The 21907-nt window shown below is 47.9% G+C and carries 20 protein-coding genes and 1 tRNA gene; 16 read left to right on the forward strand and 5 right to left on the reverse strand.

From position 1 onward, the window contains the following. Nucleotides 1-14: 14 nt before the first annotated feature. Complete coding sequence (locus AC4BAP_RS01580; RefSeq protein ID WP_490580860.1) at nucleotides 15-1127, forward strand: DnaJ domain-containing protein; 1113 nt, start codon at nucleotides 15-17, stop codon at nucleotides 1125-1127. Nucleotides 1128-1205: 78 nt separating this feature from the next. Here the strand turns inward: AC4BAP_RS01580 and AC4BAP_RS01585 are convergent. Further along, a tRNA-Phe gene (locus AC4BAP_RS01585) sits at nucleotides 1206-1278 on the reverse strand. A 171-nt stretch (nucleotides 1279-1449) separates the two neighbouring features. On the opposite strand from AC4BAP_RS01585, the gene AC4BAP_RS01590 reads away from it, so the two are divergent. The 4 genes from AC4BAP_RS01590 (at nucleotide 1450) to AC4BAP_RS01605 (ending at nucleotide 6372) form a co-directional block, all read left to right on the forward strand. Continuing rightward, a complete protein-coding gene (locus AC4BAP_RS01590; RefSeq protein WP_490581142.1) occupies nucleotides 1450-2823 on the forward strand; it encodes a 4Fe-4S dicluster domain-containing protein in 1374 nt (457 codons plus the stop codon). Between the two features lie 111 nt (nucleotides 2824-2934). After that, nucleotides 2935-3753: a (Fe-S)-binding protein gene (locus tag AC4BAP_RS01595; protein WP_490580861.1), complete on the forward strand. Its 819-nt coding sequence runs from the start codon at nucleotides 2935-2937 to the stop codon at nucleotides 3751-3753. Nucleotides 3754-3911: 158 nt separating this feature from the next. Further along, entirely contained in the window at nucleotides 3912-4394 is a 483-nt protein-coding gene (locus AC4BAP_RS01600) for a hypothetical protein (protein ID WP_490580862.1), read from the forward strand. A gap of 28 nt (nucleotides 4395-4422) precedes the next feature. Then, nucleotides 4423-6372: a CHU_0125 family OmpA-like outer membrane integrity protein gene (locus AC4BAP_RS01605; RefSeq protein WP_490580863.1), complete on the forward strand. Its 1950-nt coding sequence runs from the start codon at nucleotides 4423-4425 to the stop codon at nucleotides 6370-6372. 576 nt (nucleotides 6373-6948) lie between these two features. On the opposite strand, the gene AC4BAP_RS01610 is transcribed toward AC4BAP_RS01605, so the two are convergent. Continuing rightward, nucleotides 6949-7506 carry a hypothetical protein gene (locus AC4BAP_RS01610; protein WP_490580864.1) on the reverse strand — a complete coding sequence of 186 codons (558 nt, stop codon included), beginning with the start codon at nucleotides 7504-7506 and terminating at the stop codon, nucleotides 6949-6951. Between the two features lie 180 nt (nucleotides 7507-7686). Between AC4BAP_RS01610 and AC4BAP_RS01615 the strand changes: the two genes are divergently transcribed. The 4 genes from AC4BAP_RS01615 to AC4BAP_RS01630 all read left to right on the forward strand — a co-directional run bounded on the left by AC4BAP_RS01615 (nucleotide 7687) and on the right by AC4BAP_RS01630 (nucleotide 11651). After that, nucleotides 7687-8859, forward strand: coding sequence for an AIR synthase related protein (locus tag AC4BAP_RS01615; RefSeq protein WP_490580865.1), 1173 nt, complete (start codon nucleotides 7687-7689; stop codon nucleotides 8857-8859). Nucleotides 8860-9255: 396 nt separating this feature from the next. Further along, nucleotides 9256-10101 carry a hypothetical protein gene (locus AC4BAP_RS01620; RefSeq protein ID WP_490580866.1) on the forward strand — a complete coding sequence of 282 codons (846 nt, stop codon included), beginning with the start codon at nucleotides 9256-9258 and terminating at the stop codon, nucleotides 10099-10101. 54 nt (nucleotides 10102-10155) lie between these two features. After that, nucleotides 10156-10845, forward strand: coding sequence for a hypothetical protein (locus AC4BAP_RS01625; RefSeq protein WP_490580867.1), 690 nt, complete (start codon nucleotides 10156-10158; stop codon nucleotides 10843-10845). A 62-nt stretch (nucleotides 10846-10907) separates the two neighbouring features. Then, nucleotides 10908-11651, forward strand: a complete 744-nt coding sequence (locus tag AC4BAP_RS01630) for a proline and serine-rich protein 1 family protein (protein WP_490580868.1) — start codon at nucleotides 10908-10910, stop codon at nucleotides 11649-11651. 317 nt (nucleotides 11652-11968) lie between these two features. On the opposite strand, the gene AC4BAP_RS01635 is transcribed toward AC4BAP_RS01630, so the two are convergent. Both AC4BAP_RS01635 and AC4BAP_RS01640 read right to left on the reverse strand, forming a co-directional pair. Further along, nucleotides 11969-12340, reverse strand: a complete 372-nt coding sequence (locus AC4BAP_RS01635) for an endonuclease domain-containing protein (RefSeq protein ID WP_490580869.1) — start codon at nucleotides 12338-12340, stop codon at nucleotides 11969-11971. A gap of 280 nt (nucleotides 12341-12620) precedes the next feature. Then, complete coding sequence (locus AC4BAP_RS01640; RefSeq protein WP_490580870.1) at nucleotides 12621-13106, reverse strand: DUF4293 domain-containing protein; 486 nt, start codon at nucleotides 13104-13106, stop codon at nucleotides 12621-12623. 66 nt (nucleotides 13107-13172) lie between these two features. On the opposite strand from AC4BAP_RS01640, the gene AC4BAP_RS01645 reads away from it, so the two are divergent. The 7 genes from AC4BAP_RS01645 (at nucleotide 13173) to AC4BAP_RS01675 (ending at nucleotide 21132) form a co-directional block, all read left to right on the forward strand. Continuing rightward, nucleotides 13173-14372, forward strand: coding sequence for a thiolase family protein (locus AC4BAP_RS01645; protein WP_490580871.1), 1200 nt, complete (start codon nucleotides 13173-13175; stop codon nucleotides 14370-14372). Nucleotides 14373-14827: 455 nt separating this feature from the next. Beyond that, nucleotides 14828-15253: a hypothetical protein gene (locus AC4BAP_RS01650; protein ID WP_490580872.1), complete on the forward strand. Its 426-nt coding sequence runs from the start codon at nucleotides 14828-14830 to the stop codon at nucleotides 15251-15253. A gap of 79 nt (nucleotides 15254-15332) precedes the next feature. Next, nucleotides 15333-16085, forward strand: a complete 753-nt coding sequence (gene truA, locus AC4BAP_RS01655) for a tRNA pseudouridine(38-40) synthase TruA (protein WP_490580873.1) — start codon at nucleotides 15333-15335, stop codon at nucleotides 16083-16085. A gap of 18 nt (nucleotides 16086-16103) precedes the next feature. Beyond that, complete coding sequence (locus tag AC4BAP_RS01660; protein ID WP_490580874.1) at nucleotides 16104-17387, forward strand: cystathionine gamma-synthase family protein; 1284 nt, start codon at nucleotides 16104-16106, stop codon at nucleotides 17385-17387. 761 nt (nucleotides 17388-18148) lie between these two features. Further along, nucleotides 18149-19918: an ABC transporter ATP-binding protein gene (locus AC4BAP_RS01665; RefSeq protein WP_490580875.1), complete on the forward strand. Its 1770-nt coding sequence runs from the start codon at nucleotides 18149-18151 to the stop codon at nucleotides 19916-19918. Then, the gene (locus AC4BAP_RS01670; protein WP_490580876.1) at nucleotides 19915-20433 is read left to right on the forward strand and encodes a hypothetical protein; all 519 of its coding nucleotides are present in this window, start codon (nucleotides 19915-19917) and stop codon (nucleotides 20431-20433) included. Before AC4BAP_RS01665 ends, AC4BAP_RS01670 begins: the two co-directional genes overlap by 4 nt. 93 nt (nucleotides 20434-20526) lie before the next feature. Further along, nucleotides 20527-21132 (forward strand): TetR/AcrR family transcriptional regulator, encoded by a 606-nt coding sequence (locus AC4BAP_RS01675; RefSeq protein WP_490580877.1) that lies wholly within the window; start codon nucleotides 20527-20529, stop codon nucleotides 21130-21132. A 304-nt stretch (nucleotides 21133-21436) separates the two neighbouring features. Here the strand turns inward: AC4BAP_RS01675 and AC4BAP_RS01680 are convergent, their stop codons facing one another. Continuing rightward, complete coding sequence (locus tag AC4BAP_RS01680) at nucleotides 21437-21847, reverse strand: hypothetical protein (RefSeq protein ID WP_490580878.1); 411 nt, start codon at nucleotides 21845-21847, stop codon at nucleotides 21437-21439. Nucleotides 21848-21907 lie beyond the last annotated feature (60 nt).

The following is a 21907-nucleotide window of genomic DNA, read 5'->3' on the forward strand; positions in this document are numbered from 1 at the left end:
AAGATTCTGATTGTTTGAACCGTACCTACTACCATATTTTAGGCATTAGTCCTACAGCCACTACCCAGGAGGTGAAGGCTGCCTACAAGCGCCTTGCCGTTAAGTACCACCCGGATAAAAACCAAGGGGACACACTTGCAGAGGAAATGTTCAAGCAGATCAATGCAGCCTACCAAACCCTGTCCAATCCAAACAAAAGGGCACTGTACGACCTGCGCCTGCAGTACCAACTGGAGCGGCAGCGCGTGCTGCGCCAACAAGCCTACCAGACAGATCCGCGCTACTACCAGACACGCCGCCCAGCCGGTGTAACAGAACGTTATTACAGACCCATAAAACGGGAAACCTACAAGTTCTCGCGCAAGGACTGGTACATCACCATTGCTTTCGTGGCGGGGCTTATAACTTTTAGTTTATTGCTGAAAGTGGTAATGGACTATGTTACCGGCGAGGACAAGTATAAGACTGCCTTGACATACATGGCTGACGGTAAATACAGCAGTGCACACAGGCTTCTTTCGGATGCGATACATTTTATGCCCGAAAATGCCGACGCCTACGAGGCGCGGGCCAGCATAGAGCTGGATGTGTACGAAAATTACCCTGCCGCACTGGATGACCTGAATAAGGTGCTTAAGTTGCGCGACAGGCCGTCGGCACAAGTATACTTTATGCGGGGGCGTAGCTACCAGCAACTGGAGCAATACCAACAGGCCGAAAAGGACCTTACGCGAGCAATAGAGCTAAACGAAAATTTCTGGAGCGCTTACAGAACCAGGGGGGAGGTGCGTCTTTTTTTTCTGGGCAAGTATAAAGATGCTATCAACGACCTGACAATTTACCTTAAAAACAGCAAGCCGGGTAGCGAAAAATGGGTGACTGCGCTTACGTACCGGGGGTTTGGATACTCTGCCCTGAAAGACTTCTATGCAGCAGAGCAGGACTACAGGCTGGCGGCTGAGGTTGACAAGCAAAACGGAAGGGCTTTATACTTACTAGGTCGGAATGAGTTGGAGCAGCAGAAGTCGGACTCGGCTTGTGTGCATTTTTACCAGGCCTACCAGCTAGGCTATTCGGCGGCCCTGTTCGAGATGCGTATGAACTGCCAGGAAATGTTATCTCGGTAGCTGGGGGAAGTATAAACTTTACGCAAACAAACCGGTTTAAAACAAAAAACCCTCACCGTTTCCGGCAAGGGTTTGTAGTGGTGATGATTGGAATCGAACCAACGACACAAGGATTTTCAGTCCTTTGCTCTACCAACTGAGCTACATCACCAACTCTTTTTTGTTGCCCTTTCGTTTAAGGGTATGCAAAAGTAGTAACTAACTTTTAAGTAGCAAACATTCTTGAGAAAAATATTTTTAAATATTGCTCCTGCGTACGTTTTTCTCATTATTCTACTATCTTTAACTACAAATTAGTATGTATAACGAATAATTTGCCGTGATAATAGGAATCGAAAACATTGTCTTCTTGATTGTGGCTGCCCTCGGAATCGGGTTGTTTGTATGGCAGATCCGCAAAATCCGCAAAAACGTGCTTATGGGCCGTGATGTGGGACTATCGGATAACCCGTCTGAGCGCATCAACAAAACATTGCTGGTAGCCTTCGGGCAGCAGAAAATGTTCAAGCGCATGCTGCCTGCGGTGCTGCACCTTTTTGTGTATGTAGGCTTTCTGGTAATTAACATCGAAGTGCTGGAGATCCTGATCGACGGCATATTTGGCACGCACCGTATACTTGGCTTTGCCGGTATACTTTACAGCGGCCTGATGTTTATTAATGAGATACTGGCAGCACTGGTGATCATAGCCTGCGTTATGTTCCTGTGGAGACGTAACGTAACAAAAGTGCCACGATTAGCAGCTGGTGTGGAAATGCGTGCCTGGCCAAAGCTGGATGCCAACCTTATCCTGATCACGGAGATTGTTTTGATGATCGCCCTATTCGCTTTCAATATCTCAGACCTGAAACTGGCGCAGTTGCGCGGTACACACATAGCAGGAGTTTACCCGGTAAGCTCCATGTTTGTGGATATACTGGGCAGTGACCCGGATAACCTGTACGTGATCGGCAGAGTGGGCTGGTGGTTCCACATACTGGGCATACTTGCCTTTATGAACTACCTGCCAAGCTCCAAGCACTTCCACATTATCATGGCTTTCCCGAACGTATACTACTCCAAGCTATTGCCAAAGGGTAAGTTCACGACCAACGCCGCCATCACCCACGAGATAAAGGCCATGCTGGATCCAAGCTACCAGCCGCCTGCCCCGGAGGTAGATGCGGAGGGCAACCCGGTAATGCAGCGCTTCGGTGCAAAAGACGTGGAAGACCTGACCTGGAAACAGCTGATGGACTCTTATACTTGTACCGAATGTGGCCGCTGTACTTCTGTTTGTCCGGCTAACATTACGGGCAAGTTGCTTTCGCCACGCAAGATCGTGATGGACACCCGCGACAGGATGGAAGAGAAAGGGGAGCACCCGGCTATCTTTAAGCCAAACCACTACAAGGAAATGGGTGTGGAGCGCGTGGATACGACAGAGGAAAAGACCCTGCTTCGCGGCTACATTACGCCGGAAGAACTGTGGGCCTGCACCAGCTGTAATGCCTGCGTGGAGTCTTGCCCGGTAAACATAGACCAGCTTTCCACGATCATGGACCTGCGCCGCTACCTGGTGCTGGAGGAGTCTGCTGCGCCGGCCTCGCTTAACGCTATGTTTACCAACATCGAGAACAACGGAGCCCCATGGGCCTTCTCGCCTGCAGACCGCTTTAACTGGGCCGATGAGTTGTATGTACCTAGTAAAAATTAATTTTTAGACACAAGACACAAGATGTAAGACACAAGACTGTGGGAATGACAAAAAGATTTTAAAAGTCTTGTGTCTTGTGTCCTTTGTCTTGCGTCCCTTTTCAATAATCAGATGGAAGAGAATAAAAGATTAGTAAAAGTGCCTACCATGGCCGAGATGGCTGCCAATGGCGAGGAGCCGGAGGTATTGTTTTGGGTAGGCTGTGCCGGCGCTTTCGACGACCGCTATAAAAGAGTAACCCGTGCCTTTGTACAGATTCTGGAGCACGTGGGTGTAAAGTATGCCGTATTGGGTACCGAAGAGAGCTGCACCGGCGACCCGGCCAAGCGTGCCGGCAACGAGTTCCTGTTCCAGATGCAAGCGCTTACCAACATTGAGGTACTGAACGCCTACAACGTGAAAAAGATTGTAACGGCTTGCCCGCATTGCTTTAACACGATCAAAAACGAGTACCCTGATCTGGGTGGTAACTATGAGGTTATCCATCACTCTACTTTCCTGCAACAGTTAATTAACGAGGGCAAGGTAAAAGTACAAGGCGGTGAGGAGTTCAAAGGCAAACGCATCACATTCCACGACTCCTGCTACCTGGGCCGTGCCAACGATATTTACGAGGCGCCACGCGATGTGCTGGCAGCCCTGGATGCTGACCTGGTGGAGATGAAACGCAGCCGTGCCAACGGTTTATGCTGCGGTGCCGGCGGTGCCCAGATGTTTAAAGAGCCGGAGCCAGGTACTAAAGATGTCAACATAGAAAGAACTGAGGAGGCACTGGCCACTTTAGGCGCTGGCAACGGTGTAATTGCCACTGCATGCCCGTTCTGTATGGTGATGATGAACGATGGCGTAAAGAACAAGGAGCAGGAAGAAACCGTAAAGGTTTTTGATATCGCTGAACTGATTGCGCAGGCCGAAGGGCTTACAAAGTAAATTGCTACATTGTTAAATTGTTTAATTGTTGATTTTCCACAGAGAGTTTGCATGTATACCTGATCTAATTGAAGTATAGGCACGTCTCAAAGTATAGCTTACAGCCATTTAACCATTCAACAGTTTAGCCATTTAACAATCAACAATCAACAAATATCATGTATATTCCGTTTGACGAGTTGCAGCCGCAAGCCCGGCTCTGGATCTATCAGGCTAACCGCGCCCTTACAGCGCAGGAGCAGGATGAAATAAAACCACTTTTAGAACGTTTTGCTACTGAGTGGAGTAGCCATGGAAAAGGCCTCCAGGCCTCGGCAGATTTGCTGCACAATCGCTTTCTGGTTATTGGCAACAACGAGTCGGCTACCGCAGCCAGCGGGTGCTCCATTGACGCATCTGTGAGGTTTGTCCGGGAGTTGGAGCAACGTCTGGGCGTTACTTTTTTTGACAGGTCGCAGCTGGCTTTTTGGGAAGAAGGGGAGGTTATAACAGTGCCATTGACCGAAATGAAGACGAAAGTAGCTTCTGGCAATATTAACAAGGATACTTTATACTTTGATACACTGGTGAACAACTTTGAAGAGTTGCAGCAAGCATGGCCTAAGCCTGCCGGCAGCAGCTGGCTTGCAAAGTATTTCTGATCAGGACAACCCTAACATTTACTTGCTCATGCATCAAAAACTACAGACAAAGTCTCTGGCAATTACACTAAAACTAATTAGTTTGTGCCTGGTGCTGGTTTTTATACTTAGCGCTTGCGGTGCCGGAAGGTATATTAGCAGAGGCGATAAAAAGTTTGGGGCGGAAGAATATGAGCGGGCAATAGAGTTTTACAAGCAGGGTTTAAGCAAAGCCGATAACCCAGGCGAGGTAAACTATAAGATAGCGGAGGCCTACCGCCTGTCTAACCGTTTGGCACAGGCCGAGCCATACTATAAAGCAGCCCTTGATAACAAATACAGAAAAGAGGATGCATTCTTCTATTACGGTTTGGCGCTTAAGGCGAACGGCAATTACGAAGAGGCACTCAACCAGTTTGAGGATTACCTGAAACTTGGTGCCAACCCGCAACTTAAATCCAGGGCAGCCCGCGAAGTGGAGAACTTCAGTACCCTGAGCGATATTTTACGAAAGGCACCGCGCTATGAGATCCAGAACCTGGAAGCCTTAAATACCGAGGCATCTGAGTTTGGCCCCTATGTGATGAACAATGAGCTGGTGTTTTCCTCGACGCGTGGTCCAGGCAAAACTTACCTGGGCAACGGCGAGGGCTTCATCGATATTTTTGCAACCACCCTTACCGATTCGGCTGCTGCGCTTGGCGGTGCCGTCAGAAAATTTGACGGTATAAACATGGAGGGTATACACGATGCCCTGACCACTTTTGCCAACGAAGGCCGCACCATGGTTTTTGCCCGCGGCAACGAGGGTAATAAAAAAGGCCGTCAGAATGTGGACCTGTTTATAACCCATTTTCGCTCAGGTTCATGGAGCGAACCGGAACTACTCAGAATAAACGATCCGCGTGCCTGGGATTCGTCTCCGGCCTTTTCGCCGGATGGCAGAACGTTATACTTCTCATCGGATAGAAAAGGCGGTTTGGGCGGCAATGACATTTATAAATCTACTTTAGATGCCAATGGCCGGTTTAGCGCACCAGAGAACCTTGGCCCAGGTATAAACACACCCGGAAACGAAAGCTTTGTGTATGTAGGTCCGGATGGTACGCTTTACATTGCCTCGGATGGCTTGCCGGGATTGGGCAATTTAGACCTGTTCCGTGTGGAAAACGGAGTGCCGGTAAACATGGGTGCGCCTGTAAACTCGCCAAGTGATGATTTTGGCATCTTTTTAAAGAACGACAATACCGGTTTCTTTGCCTCTAACCGCGATGGCGGCAAAGGCGGCGATGATTTATACTATCTGGCCAGAACAAAGCGCAAAACAGTTAATTTCTTTGTAGATGGCACATTGTACCAGTTGCGCGAAGGGGCTAAGCAGCGCACCTCTGTAGTCAACCACCCGGTTACGCTGCAGGACGAGCAAGGCAACAAGCTGCGCACTGCCACCACCGATGCAAACGGTCAGTTTGACTTTGCCCTGGATACAGCTTCAACTTACTTCCTGGTATCTGAAAAGCCCGGTTTCTTTACAGCCCGTCAGCGCATTACCACAGTGGGTAAAATGCCAGCTCAGGACCAGCTTACAGAAGAAGAAAATGAAGTGCGCCTGACAGCAACACTGGTATTAAATGAGATTGTGAAAGAGAAAGCCATTGTGCTGGAGAACATTTTCTACGATTTCGACAAAGCCAACATCAGACCGGATGCAGCCATTGAACTGGATAAGCTGGTGCAGGTACTAAACGATAACCCGAGTATCTCCATCGAACTTAGCTCACACACCGACTCCCGTGGCAGCGACGCCTATAATCAGGACCTGTCGCAACGCCGTGCCGAGTCTGCGGTGGAATACATTATATCAAAAGGCATAGACCGTTCGCGCATTACGGCAAAAGGCTATGGTGAGAGCAGGCCGGTTGTGAAGAACGCCACTACAGAAGAAGAGCATCAGCGCAACCGCCGTACCGAATTCAAGGTGGTGCGTATACAAGAGTAATCAGTGTAGCGCTACATAAGAGAGCCGCATAAGTTTATACTTGTGCGGCTCTTTTGGTTTTGTGTGAGTATGATATTTCTTTCTAGCTTCTGTTCATCCTCAGTTATACTTATCAATAGTTTCATCTCAGGTTTTGGTGCGCTCAAGGCCGCGTGGCCTCGTTTCTCTGTATCGCCGCTGTGTTCCCTCCTGCGCCGGGGGCGCTGCCGCTTGCGCGATACCGGATCTCACAAGGCGACTCAACAGAGAAACTGGGATTGACACTTCTTGGTAATCGCCTGTCACAACTGGCATAAAGTATATATCAGTAATGCCAAAAACTCCCCTCCTTGGACAATCGAGAACGAGAGTTCGAAGATTGCGAGCGTAGCTCTGAGGGGGTTGGGGGTGGTTTGACCCGGTAATACCAGACACTCGCAGGAGCTTCGCACGCTGCGAGGTCCTTTAACTTTGGCAATTTTGAGGGCCACGCGACCTGCCCGAAGAACGACCTCAACAATGAAACTTACATCTCAATTCAGCAATGGCCTAGATTCCCCTCTCGAGAGGGGTAGGGGTGTGTCAATTGTTTACAACTCACTTCCCAAACCTATACTTCAGCCCAAAGCCCACATTATTCAGTCTGTTTAGCGGCACATGCTTGTCGTAATCTGTTTTATACCCTGCAAAGGCGTGGCGATAATCCAGGGATAGCGCCAAAGGGACTTTAGTAAACGAGTACTCAATACCGACACTGAACACGCCTACAAGGTTAGTTGCCAGAGCTTGCTTCTCGCCATACCTGTTAAACTCAGTTCCTGTTATACCCAACCCTATACCTGCGTAAGGCCTTAACCGTTTGGATGTAAGCAATTGTGGTTGCCACACATATTGCAGGGATGCCATGTAGCCCCTGTTGTAGTTTATTGAGCCAACCTGCGCTTCCAGAGCAGATTCCGGGCTGATAAAATGCTTGGCCGTAAAACTTAGCTCCGAGCCATACGCAGGAGAAGGCGACAACCTGAGGCCAATAGCTGTTTTATAAGGTGCAATGGCGTTAGGCTTAGAGGTAGGGGCATCGTCGGTTTGAGCCATTAAAGGAGTAGAGAGCAGCGTTAAGGCACACAGAACGGGGTACAAGCGTTTGTTTTTCATAAGTATAAGTTTGTTAGGTGAATGGAATATATGATAAACCCGATACTGTTGTGAATATTGTATTGCCTTTGAAAAAAGTATAAAAAACAGGGGGCGGTGTTTAATAGCAGGAATAAGCTGTGCCGATATACCACTAATCCCGCCAGCTTTGTTAAATTTGTAAGCAAATCATCCAAGACTATGGAAGAAAACAGATATTTGCGCCGCGGCGTCTCTGCCTCTAAGGAAGATGTGCACAACGCCATCAAGAACATCGACAAAGGACTTTTCCCGAAAGCTTTCTGTAAGATCATCCCCGATATACTTACCGGCGACCCCGAGTACTGCGCTTTGATGCATGCCGACGGAGCCGGAACCAAATCGTCGTTGGCTTATATGTACTGGAAAGAAACCGGCGACATGAGTGTGTGGAAAGGCATTGCCCAGGATGCCGTTGTGATGAATACCGACGACCTGCTTTGCGTGGGAGCCACCGACAATATCCTGCTATCATCAACCATAGGCCGCAACAAGAATTTGATACCCGGCGAGGTGATTGCCGCCATTATTAACGGTACAGAAGAGGTGCTGCAGATGCTGCGCGATAATGGTGTGGGTATTTACAGCACAGGCGGCGAAACCGCTGATGTAGGCGACCTGGTGCGCACCATTATAGTGGATAGTACCGTAACGGCACGTATGCGCCGCGACGAGGTAATCTCTAATGATAATATTCAGGCTGGCGATGTAATTGTGGGCTTCTCTTCGTCGGGGCAGGCCACTTATGAAACCGAGTATAATGGCGGCATGGGTAGCAATGGCCTTACCTCGGCACGCCACGATGTGTTCCATAGGTATTTGGCAGCATCTTACCCCGAGAGTTACGACCCTGAGTTGCCAGCCGACCTGGTATATTCTGGTAGCCACAGGCTAACCGATATTGACAGGGAGACAGGCATGGAAGTGGGCAAGCTGGTACTTTCGCCAACCCGTACTTATGCGCCTATTGTAATGGAGATACTAAAACAGCACCGCCAGCACATACACGGCATGGTGCATTGCAGCGGAGGTGCCCAAACTAAAGTACTTCACTTTACCGATAAGGTACATATTATAAAAAATAACCTGTTTCCGGTGCCGCCGCTGTTCCGTATTATACAGGAGCAAAGCCACACCGACTGGAAAGAGATGTACAAGGTGTTTAACATGGGCCACCGCCTGGAGATTTACCTGCCGCAGCAATACGCCCAAAGCCTGATCGACATCTCGAAAGCGTTTGGAGTGGATGCGCAAGTTATTGGCCATGTAGAGGCAAGCGAGCGCAACGTGCTTACCATACGTAGCGACAAAGGCGAGTTTTACTACGAAGGATAATCAAGTATAAACCTATACTTTTGAAAGCCACAGGTGCATAGCCTGTGGCTTTTTTTGTTTAGGGCGATGTTACTTTAGCGACTCTTAATAGTTAGAAACCTTGCTGAAAGTGCCTTTTAAAAAGCTTTAGTAGGATAAAAAGCATAACACAGGATGCAACCACATGTTACCTTAAATGCCGAATATTCCTTAATATATATGATTTACCCTATGTATTTTTGACCTCTAAAAACTTGAACAAACTATTCATGAAAAAACAAACTTTTACCCCCCCCCCATTTTAGTGCTCCGTGGCTAAGGCTGCTCCTCGTATTCTTACTATCTTCTAGCGTAGCCCTGTGGGGCTGTGACAAAACCAAAGAGGGTGTGCAACCCGACAGCATACGCATTACGCAGGTGCAGAACGCGAAATCTGGAAAAGAGAAAGAAGCCAAAGACGATAAGTACAAGACCGACAAAACCGGCCAGTACGTGAGCAAGGATGTGCAGGTACCGGACTATGGCGGCAAAGAACGACCTACAAGGCCGAAGTATGATTTTAGGGATTACTCGTCTGCGCAGATGGCAGCCTACTCTGCCCAATGTGTAGATTGTGAAGTAATCGCACCTGCCCCAGAGGAACCGTGCTGTGGCGGCGGCGGAAGTTCACCAACACCTACAACTATTACTTTCGACTTCATTAGTTCAGAAGATATTGGAGATTATGGGAATTTTCCTGCAAATCCTGATAATTTTATACAAGATCTTAAAGTAATAAAAGGTAGCTCATCAACAATTAATACAAGTGATTTGCCTGGTTATTATAAAATACCTGCTGACTTAAATAGAGGTGCAGGAGGCAAGTATATATATTTGTGCTATACACGAAATCCTGATGCTGTAAAAGGATCATCTAGGTGGGTGGATGATGCAGATCTAGGTAAAACCAAGCCTATACGAGGTATAGTTGTTATTAGTCATCCAATTAATCAGAGACCGCAATTCTATGATCAGGGCTTGGTTCCTATTGAAGTAAAGGATCCGCTTGGCTATCATATGGCAGAGCTCAATGATGGAGCAGGTGGTAACTATATTTATGCATATCAAGCTAAGTCAAATAGTACAAGACTTCCTGTAAAACAGGTAGGAGTTATTTATGGAAATAGTGCTTCCATACAACCGCCATCGCCATGGGAAAGAGTAGGTTCAGACTTGAATGAAGGAGCAGGGGGAGATTATATATACTTCTGTGTAAGATATTAAAACTATATAAGCGTGGTAAATATTTTAGAATGTTGTGATTTTAAAATCTTTACCATGCTTATCAACCTTAATAAAAAATATATGAAAGCATTAATTTTAGCTATTTTAATTTGTTTATCCCCTTTGCTTGCAAATGCCCAGCATATTTCTTTACCTGATTCTACAGAGAAAAGAACATTCGTTGGTATAGGATTAAGCAACACAGTTTATCAAGCAGAAGGGGAACCTAAATATAGGTTTGTTGGAGGCGTGATGCCAATAGTCACGTTACACTTCGGTTATTGGCTTAGTAAAAGGTCAAGTATACAAGCTGGGTTAGGTTATGGAATTAGCGAAGGAAAAAGCTCCACTAACAGATATGTATCCAAAGATAGTGTATTTGCCGTTACCACTACTCAAATGACCAAAGCACTTGTGTTGCCGGTTACTTTTAAATTCACACCTTTTGATTTACACAAGCGACTGCAGCTTTATGGTAATGCTTCTTTTACTCCAGTTCTCGCTCGTATAAAAGCACAAGAAGACGAAATCTATAAAGGTTCTACCACCAAAATATATGATGAATATAAGTCAAGTTTAACTTTAATTGCGACTGCTGGATTAACTTTAAATTATAGGCTTAATAAGCACCTTGACATATATACAGATGGAATATTGTTCTATCATAATTTCGGCTTCAAAAGACCAGATAGAAGATGGATCGAAGATGTTTCGGCAAGCATAGGAGTAAATTATAGACTCTAGTCTAAATAAAGCTGGCACAATAATTGGCTTAGCGGAAGTATAAGCAAAAACCTATACTTCAGATGAAAAAGCTTCTACTTCCGCTATTGCTTGTGCTGCTAGCCTTGCCGGTGTTTGCGCAAACTGCTGTACTTACCTTTACCGCCGAGCGTGGCGAGGTGTTCCACGTAAAACTGAACGATAAAACAGTTAACCACTCTGCAACAAACTTTGTGCGTATTGCCCCCATCAGGCCGGGCAGGCATTATGTAGAGCTAAGTATAAAAACACGGCAGGGCGTATACCAAATGGGGCAACGCATTGTAGTGCCAGCCGGCGTAGAGGCTAACTATGCTGTGCGTACAGCCGGCAGAAGTGGCAAAGCTTATCTGCGCCTGATCAGCGAAGTGCCTTTAGCACCCCCAGTAGTAATTAGACCGCAGCCTCGCTACCCCGACCGCCACGACGATTACGACCGCGACCACCGCTACGAGCCTATACCTCCCCGCCACGATGATCGCTACGGCAGCAACTGCCGAAACCTGATGACAGCCCACGAAATAGACCGCCTGCTACAAACCATGCGCAGCCGCGACTTCGAGAGCACCAAACTAAGTATAGCCCGCGACGCCGTGCGCAACGCCAGCATCCTAGCCGACGACCTGAAATGGGTGCTACAGCAGTTCGACTATGAAACCACCCGCGTAGAGTTCGCCAAATACGCCTACGACTACCTCTGCGACCGTGAGCACTTCTACTACATCTACGACCTGTTTAAGTTCGATAGTAGCGTGCAGGAGCTGGAGCGGTATACTGGGAGGAGGTAATTTTGAATGAGTGGGTGAGTGAATGAGTGAATTTTTGCAGGTGTAATAACCCACCCCTGTAGAGCTACGCTCGCTAGCTCAAAACTCCCGTTTCGGCTAATCCAGAGGAGGGGAATTTTCTTGCAGACAATATTTTGCTAGAGTATCAGTGTTAGAGTCAATATTTTACTCGGAGAAGAACCAATGTAAACATTAAAGTTTGAAGCATACTCGAAAAGGAGATTCCCCTCCTCGGAGGGGCTAGGGGTGGGTTATTACACTTGCCGATCAATGCTCCATAACAACAACAACAACAACAACAATGGCAGACAAAATTCTCATCCCTGCCGATGCTTGATTACCCATGCCTCAATCTCACGCAGCACATTAGGCAAATCTTGTTTTACAGCTGCATCATCAAACCGAAGAAAATTGACCCCGAGGCTTTCCAACTTAGTTTGCCTAGCGCAGTCTTCTTTATACTTGTAGTCGTGGCTATCGCCATCTATCTCAATAGCTAACATTAAATCTTTACAGTAGAAATCAACAATATAACTACCCAAAGGCTTTTGCCTATCGAAGTCCAGCCCGAGCAGCTGCTTATTTTTCAGCTCATTCCATAGTAGTACTTCTGCTAATGTGCTGCTCTGGCGAAGTTGTTTTGCAAGCTCTTTTAAGTATGGCTTGTAGGGGATTATTGGGCGTTTCATCTGGGTTCGATTGACCCACCCCTAACCCCTCCGAGGAGGGGAATTGTTCCCGGATTGCAGCAACTTTTTTCAAGTTTAATTTCTTGGCATGGGTAACGTGCTTAATGAAATCAAAATTGAAGCGTGAGCCAAAATTCCCCTCCTCGGAGGGGTTAGGGGTGGGTTATTACACCTGCCAAACAACAAAAAAGCCGCCCAAGGACCATCTCCCAAGGCGGCTTCAATGCTTTATAGGCATCGAGCAAATTCACTCATTCACTCACCCACTCATTCAAAATTATTACCTCAACCTGTCTACAGACCTAACCAGGTCCTCGTCGCGTTTGATGAAGCGGTTAGCCAGAGCATTTAGCAGCAGGCCCAGCATAGGCAGGTAAAAACCGGCTTCGTAAGCACCGTTGTTATCGGCTTTTACCAGCTCAGCGCCAACATAGGCCGCATAGTAAAACGATGTGCCCAGCAAAGCAGCCAGTACCAGTGTGTTTAGCAGGCCAAGTTTCATTTGGTTCAGGCGGTTCTTGAACTGGAAGGTTTCGTACAGCGCGATTACGGCAGCGGCAATGGCCAGCATCCCAATAGCCATGGCGCTTTTTACAGGCGTACCTTCAGCGGCATCGGCAGGCATAAATGATTTTATGTTCCAGGCGGTAAGCACAACTTCCTCGCCGGTAGTGGCATCAGTCTTAGACCAAAGCGGTAAAAACAGCATGGCAACCATCGATAGCACCAGCAGGAACAGAAATACGGATTGAATTCTTTGTATCATAAAGGGGTTAATTTAACTTGCAATGAGTTACAAAATTAGACAAAGACCTGTAAAACCAAAACATAGATGAGCACAGCATACATCGTTGATATACTTCGTACGCCGGTTGGCAAGTTTGCCGGCACGCTTAGCAGTGTAAGGCCAGACGATATGGCGGCACTGGTAATGAAGGAAATAGTAGCCCGTAACCCTAACCTAGACCCGGCTCTGATAGAGGATGTGGTGATGGGAGCAGCCAACCAGGCCGGCGAAGACAACCGTAACGTTGCGCGAATGGCCCTTTTACTGGCTGGTTTGCCGATGGAGATCGGGGGCGTTACCGTTAACAGACTTTGCGCTTCTGGTTTGCAGTCCATAATCGATGCCAGCCGTGCCATTACCTGCGGCGACGGCGAAGTATACCTGGCCGGTGGTGTAGAAAGTATGACCCGTGCCCCGTTTGTAATGGCAAAATCTGAAACAGCTTTTGGCCGCACTCCTGAGATTTACGACACTACCATTGGCTGGCGTTTTACCAATCCAGCACTGTCGCAGTTGCATTACCCGTTTGCCATGGGCGAGACAGCCGAGAATGTGGCAGAGCGCTTCGGCATTTCACGTGAAACCCAGGACGAGTTTGCCTATCAGTCGCAGGTAAAGTATAAAGCAGCCGCTGAGGCAGGTAAGTTTAGAGACGAGATAGTGCCGGTGCGCATTCCGCAGCGCAAAGGCGACGACATTATTTTCGATACAGATGAGCACCCGCGTTTGTCATCTCTGGAGAAGCTGGCAGAACTGAAGCCAGCTTTCAAGAAAGGCGGTTCCGTAACGGCTGGTAATTCATCGGGTATTAACGATGGGGCGGCTGTTTCCATCATTGTAAGTGAAGAGATGCTGAAGCGGTATAATCTAACTCCAATGGCACGTGTGGTATCGGCAGCAGTAGCTGGCGTAGACCCGGCGCATATGGGTATGGGGCCAGTGCCTGCTACCCAGAAAGCTCTGAAGCGTGCCGGCCTAAGTATAAACGACATCGGTTTGGCAGAGATAAACGAGGCTTTTGCAGCGCAAGCTGTTCCATGTATGCAGCAACTGGGCATCAACCCGGATATTGTGAACGTGAACGGCGGCTCTATTGCCATTGGTCACCCGCTTGGTGCAAGCGGCACACGTATATCTGCCACTTTGCTGCACGAAATGAAGCGCCGCAGCGATGTAAAGTATGGTCTGGCAACCATGTGCGTGGGCGTTGGCCAAGGCGTTGCCGTCATCTACGAGAAAGTATAAATTCCGGACCTCGCAGCGCGCGCAGCTCCTGCGAGCGTCTACCACAGAAAGCCTGCTCTGGAAACAGGGTGGGCTTTTTACGTTTTATTTGGTCCTTGCCCAATCCTGAAGCAAGCAAATAGATCAGCCAACGATTGTCATCCCCCTTCCCCCTTCAAAGGGGGACTTTTAGTGCGAGTATAAAAAACACAATTTATACATTCAGCTTTTCATGTAATCAGCCAATACCACTAAGCAGCAATTACGGAAAATCACGATACCCAAAAAGTCCCCCTTTGAAGGGGGCAGGGGGATGAATTACACCTGTGAACTTCATATTGCCTAAATTATGAAAGGGCAATGATCTATACCTAAGAGCCTTCTGGTTCCATTGCATTCAAAAACCTTAATATCAAATTTATCCGGTTTTGGCACAGCCTTTGCAAATACACCAGCAGAACTAAATTCTAAAGCTCATGAAAAAGATATGGATGATGGCATTAGTGGCTGTAATGGCTTTTGCAAGCCAGAATGCAATGGCGCAAGGGCAGGGTAACGGTAAGCACAAAGGAAAAGCAAAAGGCAGACCTTCGTTTGTAGACGAGAAGCACCGCGCCCATGCCGAGTGGAAACGTGAGCAGGCCTACGAGAAAGAATACAGAAAAAAAGATAAGAAATACGAGAAGGATGACGACATCTGGGCCAGACGCCGGGACGAAGACCGAAGGCGCGATGACGACCGCTGGGAGAGAAGTCGCCGCGAAGATGACCGAAGACGTGATGACGATAGAAGAAGAGATGATGAACGTTGGGAGAGAAGTCGCCGGGAAGAGAGCCGACGAAACGAAAGCCCTACGCTAGGCGATATCTTGCGTGGCAAAGGACAGACACAGAACAGATAATACCTAATCAGTTTTACATACACCCTTATACCCGCACATGCCGCAAGCGTGTGCGGGTTTTATTTTATACCTTTGTTACATGCGGTATTTTTTAGAGATAGCCTATGATGGAGGGCGTTTTCATGGTTGGCAGGTGCAGCCCAATGCCTTAAGTGTGCAGGAGGTGCTGGAAGACAGCCTGAGCAAGATATTGCGTGAGCCGATCAGTACAACAGGAAGCGGCCGCACAGACACGGGTGTGCATGCTAGTCAGCAATTTGTACACTTCGATACGGCGCAGCAGCTAGACCCGCAGCACGTAGTGTACCGCCTTAATCGCCTTCTTCCGGATGACATTGCCGCACGCAGTTTATACCTGGTAACCGACGAGGCGCATGCCCGCTACGATGCCTTTGCCCGCACTTACCATTACCACATCAGCTTTACTAAAAACCCGTTTAAGCGCCACTACGCCTGGTACCATAGCAAGCCATTAGATGTGGATAAGATGAACGAGGCAGCGGCTATACTTTTAAAGTATGAGGATTTCACTACCTTCAGCAAAGTAAAAGGCGACACCAAGCACTACCGTTGCAACATGTACGAGGCTGTATGGCAACAGCAGGGCGAGGAGCTCATGTTCACGATCAGGGCCAACAGGTTTTTGCGTGGCATGGTGCGTTTGGTAGTAGGTGCTTTGGCAGATGTGGGCAGAGGCAAGCTGACTATGCAAGCCTTTGAGCAAATCATCGCCAGCCAGGACAGGAGCAAAGCAAGTGGGGCCGCGCCAGCCGAGGGTTTATACTTAGCCAAAGTAGAGTACCCGGAGCATATTTTCAGAACATCACCCTAAAACAAAAAAATATACAATATGCAACTTGAAGAGGACCATCTGGGGCCGCATTTAAATGGTAAGCACCTGCGGCCAGAGAGTTTAATGATGAGTTACGGGTACAACCCCGAGTGGTCGGAAATGGCAGTGAAGGCCCCGATCTACCAAACCTCCACCTTTGTTTTTAAGAATGCCGAAGAGGGCAAAGCTTTCTTCGAACTGGCTTATGGCCTGCGTGAGAAAGGTGCCGAAGAGCAACTGGGCCTTATCTATAGCCGCCTGAACAACCCTGACCTGGAGATTCTGGAGAACCGCCTGCGCCTGTGGGATGAAGCAGAAGACTCAGCGGTTTTTGCCAGTGGTATGGCGGCCATCAGTACAACCCTGCTTGCCCTGCTTAAGCCCGGCGACGTGATTCTGCACAGCGAACCTATCTACGGTGGCTCGGATTACTACATCAAAAACATCCTGCCAAAGTTTGGCATCCAAAGTATAGGCTTCCAAGCCAGCGCAACAGCCGAAGAGGTTTCGAAACTGCTCGACGAGTCTGGCGCAGCCGATAAGCTGGCTATGGTCTACATCGAAACACCTGCCAACCCAACTAACCACCTTGTAGACATTGAAGCCTGCGCAGAACTAGCCAAAAAACACTCTACAGAAGATAAAAAAGTGCTAGTGGCTGTGGATAACACCTTTTTGGGGCCAGTTTTCTCGCACCCACTTAAGCATGGCGCTGACCTTGTGCTATACTCTGCCACAAAGTATATCGGAGGCCACTCCGACCTTATCGCCGGTGCCTGCACAGGCTCTGCCGAACTGCTAAAAGCGGTAAAAGGCATGCGCACGTTTACCGGCTCCATGGCTAGCCCCTGGACGGGTTGGATGCTGATGCGAAGCCTTGAAACCCTGAAGATACGTATGGAGGCGCAAAGCCGTGGGGCAGAAACAGTAGCCGCATACCTGAAGCAGCACCCGAAAGTAGATAAAATCTATTACCTCGGCGACCTGCAGGACAACCCACAGCAGCAGGCTATTTACGAGAAGCAGTGCACCGCAGCAGGCTCGATGATCTCTTTCGACATAAAGGGTGGCGAGAAAGAGGCCTTTAAGTTTCTGAACAGCCTGAAACTGATAAAGCTGGCCGTAAGCTTAGGCGGCACCGAGTCGCTGGCCGAGCACCCTGCCTCCATGACCCACTCTGATATCGCCCCGGCTGATCGTGCCCACATGGGTATTGGCGAAGGGATGGTGCGTATCTCGGTAGGCGTGGAGCACCCTGACGATATTATCTCGGATATTGAGCAGGCTCTGGCTAAAGTATAAGTTTCGAGTTCTGAATTCTGAGGCTTGAGTTTAGAAATTGCCGGTACCAGTTTTTGGTGCCGGCAATTTTTGTTTAGGGTTTGTCCTTTAACTTCTGGCCCCATATTTCTAGAACTTATAATCGTCAATCAATCCTCTCATTGTTTAGCACGCCCTTGCTGAAGCCAGCTTTTCGCCTCGCCGGCTGGGCCTTACTTTTCTCCTTGATGGGGGTAGGGGCCCTCGATAAAGAGAAAAATAAGCAAAAGAATCAAGACGATTTTGAACTCGCTGAACGCTCAAACAAAAAATCGTCGGTGGTGCACATGGCCTGAGACCTTACGATGTAGCAGTTATGATTTTTATACTTGCCTTCCAGTTGTGATAACCGCTTACGAAGAAGTGTCCATCCCAGTCCTTGGACTGAGCGCCTCGAGAGGTTCCGGTGACGAGCGCAAGCGAGGCATTGCGACGTCAGGAGCAAAGGAAGCTAAGAGGGCCCCTACCCCCAGCCGCGCGATGGCCAAGGACGAGGCCACGCGGCCTTGAGCGCACCAAAACAAACTATAAAACTTTAGGCAAGTAAGACTAAGGAAGAGGGGTAGCTAGAAAGATCAGACAATTTACTCAAATCAATCTACTCCGATTAGAAGTATAAATCCTGCCCATCCATAAATCCTGAAAATCCTGATCCAAAACCATTAACTTTGCAGCCGGTTAAAAGCAAAGGCACGTACAAAATAAACTGTACGTTTGCCACAAACACCTAACCCGCATACAATTTGGAAGAAAAGCCAAAAAATACCGGTAAAGTATTCGATTCAGACGTTTTAAAACGGCTGTTCATGTTCGTGAAGCCCTATATCGGCATCTTTTACTTTATTGTGTTCCTTACCTTTGCTTCGGCTATACTTGCCGCCGTGCGCCCTTTCCTGATCCAGTATACCGTAGACAACGAGATTCTGCAGAACGACTGGGATGGTCTGAACCGCATGTTTGTGATTTTGGCCGTGCTGCTGGTGGTGCATGCCGTGGTGCAATACCTGCATACTTATTTTGCTGGTTGGCTAGGGCAGCACGTGGTGCGCGACATCCGCATTAAACTCTACCGCCATATCCTGGACCTGCGCCTGAAATTCTTCGACAGAACCCCGATCGGTACACTGGTTACCCGCAACGTGTCGGACGTGGAAACGCTGTCGGATGTATTTAGTGAGGGTCTGGCCGCCATGATAGGCGATATTCTGCAGTTGGTGTTTATTGTAGGCTTCATGTTCTACATCGACTGGGAACTGACACTGGTAAGTCTTTCTACCTTCCCGCTCATGTTGATAAGCACCTACATTTTCAAGGAGAAGATAAAGGCTACTTTTCAGGAGGTGCGCACTGCCGTGGCGAGGCTGAACTCCTTTGTGCAGGAGCATATCACTGGTATGAGCATCGTGCAGATCTTCAACAACGAAGACCGCGAGATGGAGAAGTTCAAGGAGATTAACAAAGAGCATACACGCGCCAACGTGCGGTCTGTTTTATACTACTCCATATACTTTCCGGTGGCCGAGATCATAGGCGCTGCGGGCTTAGGCTTGCTGGTGTGGTACGGCGCACACGGCGTTATCGACGATGATACCTCACTGGGTACGTTGATGGCCTTTATACTTTACATCCAGATGTTCTTCAGGCCAATACGCATGATCGCTGACCGCTTTAACACCTTGCAGTTGGGCGTAGTTAGCACAGAGCGTTTGATGAAGTTGCTGGATAGCAAAGAGATGATTGCCGACAATGGCAGCTATGCTCCAGAGAAAATTAAAGGCAATGTTAAGTTCGACCATGTGTGGTTTGCTTATAACGAAGAGGAGTGGGTGCTGCGTGATATCTCGTTTGAAGTGAAAGCCGGTGAAACAGTTGCCTTTGTGGGTGCCACTGGTGCCGGTAAAACATCGGTTATCAACCTGCTGAACCGCTTCTACGAGATCAACAAAGGGCACATTATTATAGATGGCCACGACCTGCAGGAGTATGACCTGAGCGTGTTGCGTCACCATATTGGTGTAGTGTTGCAGGATGTGTTTTTATTCTCAGGCACTATTGCCGATAACATTAGCCTGGGCAACAAAGCCATAACCGAAGAGCAGATGTGGCATGCCGCCGACCTGGTAGGGGCGCGTAAATTCATAGAGCGTTTGCCAGGTGGCCTGCATTATAAAGTGATGGAGCGAGGTGCTACCTTATCGGTGGGGCAACGACAGCTTATCTCATTTGTGCGCGCCATGGTGTATAACCCCGAGATCATCATCCTCGACGAGGCTACCTCCAGCGTTGACTCTGAAACCGAAGAACTGATACAGTACGCCATAGAACAGTTGATGCAAGGCCGTACCTCCATTGTAATTGCCCACAGGCTAAGCACCATCCAGAAGGCAGATAAAATTATTGTGCTTGACAGGGGCGAGCTGAAAGAGATGGGCAACCACGAAGAACTTTTGCAAAAGAACGGATACTATGCACAGCTGCACCAAATGCAGTATAAGAACATGATCGATTTATGAAGAAATTTTTCTACATCTTAGTTGGCTTCGGCGTTGTGTTGCTGGTGCTTTATACTTACCTCGGTGGTTTTACGGCTCCTGATGTAAAAACCGTAATCTCAGAAACCAGGCATGTGGTGGGCATCCCGTTCGAGGGCTCTATTGAAGACGAAGATTTCGGAGGTGCCTTCAGGATGGCTGCCAAATTAGTTAAAAGTGGCGAGGTAAAGGGCATGCTGGGCAATATCTACTATAACGACCCGGATAAAAGCGGCGATAGTATACGCGCGTTTATAGGTGTAATTGTTAAGGATACAACTACAACGCTGCCCGACGGGTATGAGCTGCGCACCGTAGCAGGCGGCAAAAGAGTTGTTCGTGCCGAGGCTGAAGGTAACATCGCCTTGTTGCCGCGCAAACTGTACAAAGCGGTTTTCGATTACGCCGAAGAGCAGGAGCTGAAGCTAGAGGATTTTTATGTGGAGTGGTTTCCGGCAGATGATAGAGGCGTAGTAGAGGTGCCCGTAAAACAATAGCCCATGCTGGGTACTTGCAAGTATAAAATTATACTTTAACTTTGATACAAGGCTGGTTTTATAGCGGCCCTTTAAGGCATTTAGCAAAAGGTTTTGAGTAAAAAAGCAGAGGCGAAGAAAGAGCAGATTCTGGATGCTGCAAAGTCAGTGTTTGGCAGAATGGGTTACAGCAAGGCTACCCTAGACGACATTGCGCATGCCATAGGCCTTAAAAAACCCACGCTATACTATTACTACAAAAGCAAGGAGGTGCTGTTTATAGAGGCCTTCTCGCAGGAGTGGAAAGAAAGGCTTTCGAGCCTTAAGCGAATCGCCGAACAGGAAAAGAATCCCCATAAGCAGTTGCTGCTTTATATCCGGTCCTCGTTGCGCTACTACCAGGAAATTGTAACGCAACACACTATCTCTATTAAAGTCCTGATAGAAACACGCACCTTATTTCAGGAGCTCTTCCGGGAGTCCAGAGCTAAAGAAGCGAACTACTATGCCGCGGTTATAAAAGAAGGTATAGCCAATGGCTCTTTTATACTTTGTGAGGCCGAGCGTGTGGGCTACTCCATCATGGTGGTAAAAGACTTAATCCAGTTTGAGGAATTTCAGCGGGCTGAATTTCATAAAAAAGACCAGATCGATTTCGAGAAAATTGAGCGCGATGTGCTATTCACGGTAAGCCTTATACTTAATGGCATCGCTGCTTAATTGTTGATTGCTGGTTGTTAATTGTTGTTTCAGGTAAGAGTAGGCATCTGTTTATACTTGTAGGGACAGGTCGCGACCCAATGCCGTCAACTTAAGGGAAATGGTCTTTGGCGCAAGTCTTAAGCCCAGCTTGACTTGTGCCTTGACAATAATGGACTATTCGGACTTCCGTGAGCCATGCTTTATACTTTTAGGTGGCCTCTATTGCAAACTCTAAGATGCACTGCCTAACAGTAAACAAGACGCAAAATATTGCGCCTCTACGTTCACGAACAATCAATAACGAATAACGAACAACTAATACTTAATGCGTCGCTTTATATTCGTCTAGTTTTGCTCTTAGCGCCTCTACATCGGGGTGGTGGCCTTTGGCAACTTCGGCGGCATCAAGCTCGATCAGCATATTCTGCATCTGCTTCAGGTAAGCGGCTTTGTCTTTTTTGAGGCAGCCTTTCTGATGGTCGTGGCAGGTGCCGTCTGCGTTCATCGGCTTAAACATACTTCCCTCGCCATAAATAAGCCACTGCGGGTTAAGGTCGGTAAAATGCTTTACAATAGCCACCAGATCATCAAGCAGGTAATTTTTACCGGATATGATATTAGATAGGGTGGTTTCATCGCTGCCTGTCATGGATTTGAGTTGCTCCATTTCCAGTTCTTTAAGGTTTGTGTAAAACCTAAATCTTTTACCGATTTGTTGTAAGTCGATGGCCATAAGCTCAGATTTTTTGGTTAATGTAGATTAGCTATACGATGGTATAACAGAATCTGTGCA

The sequence above is a fragment of the Pontibacter sp. GD7 genome (genome assembly GCF_058216375.1).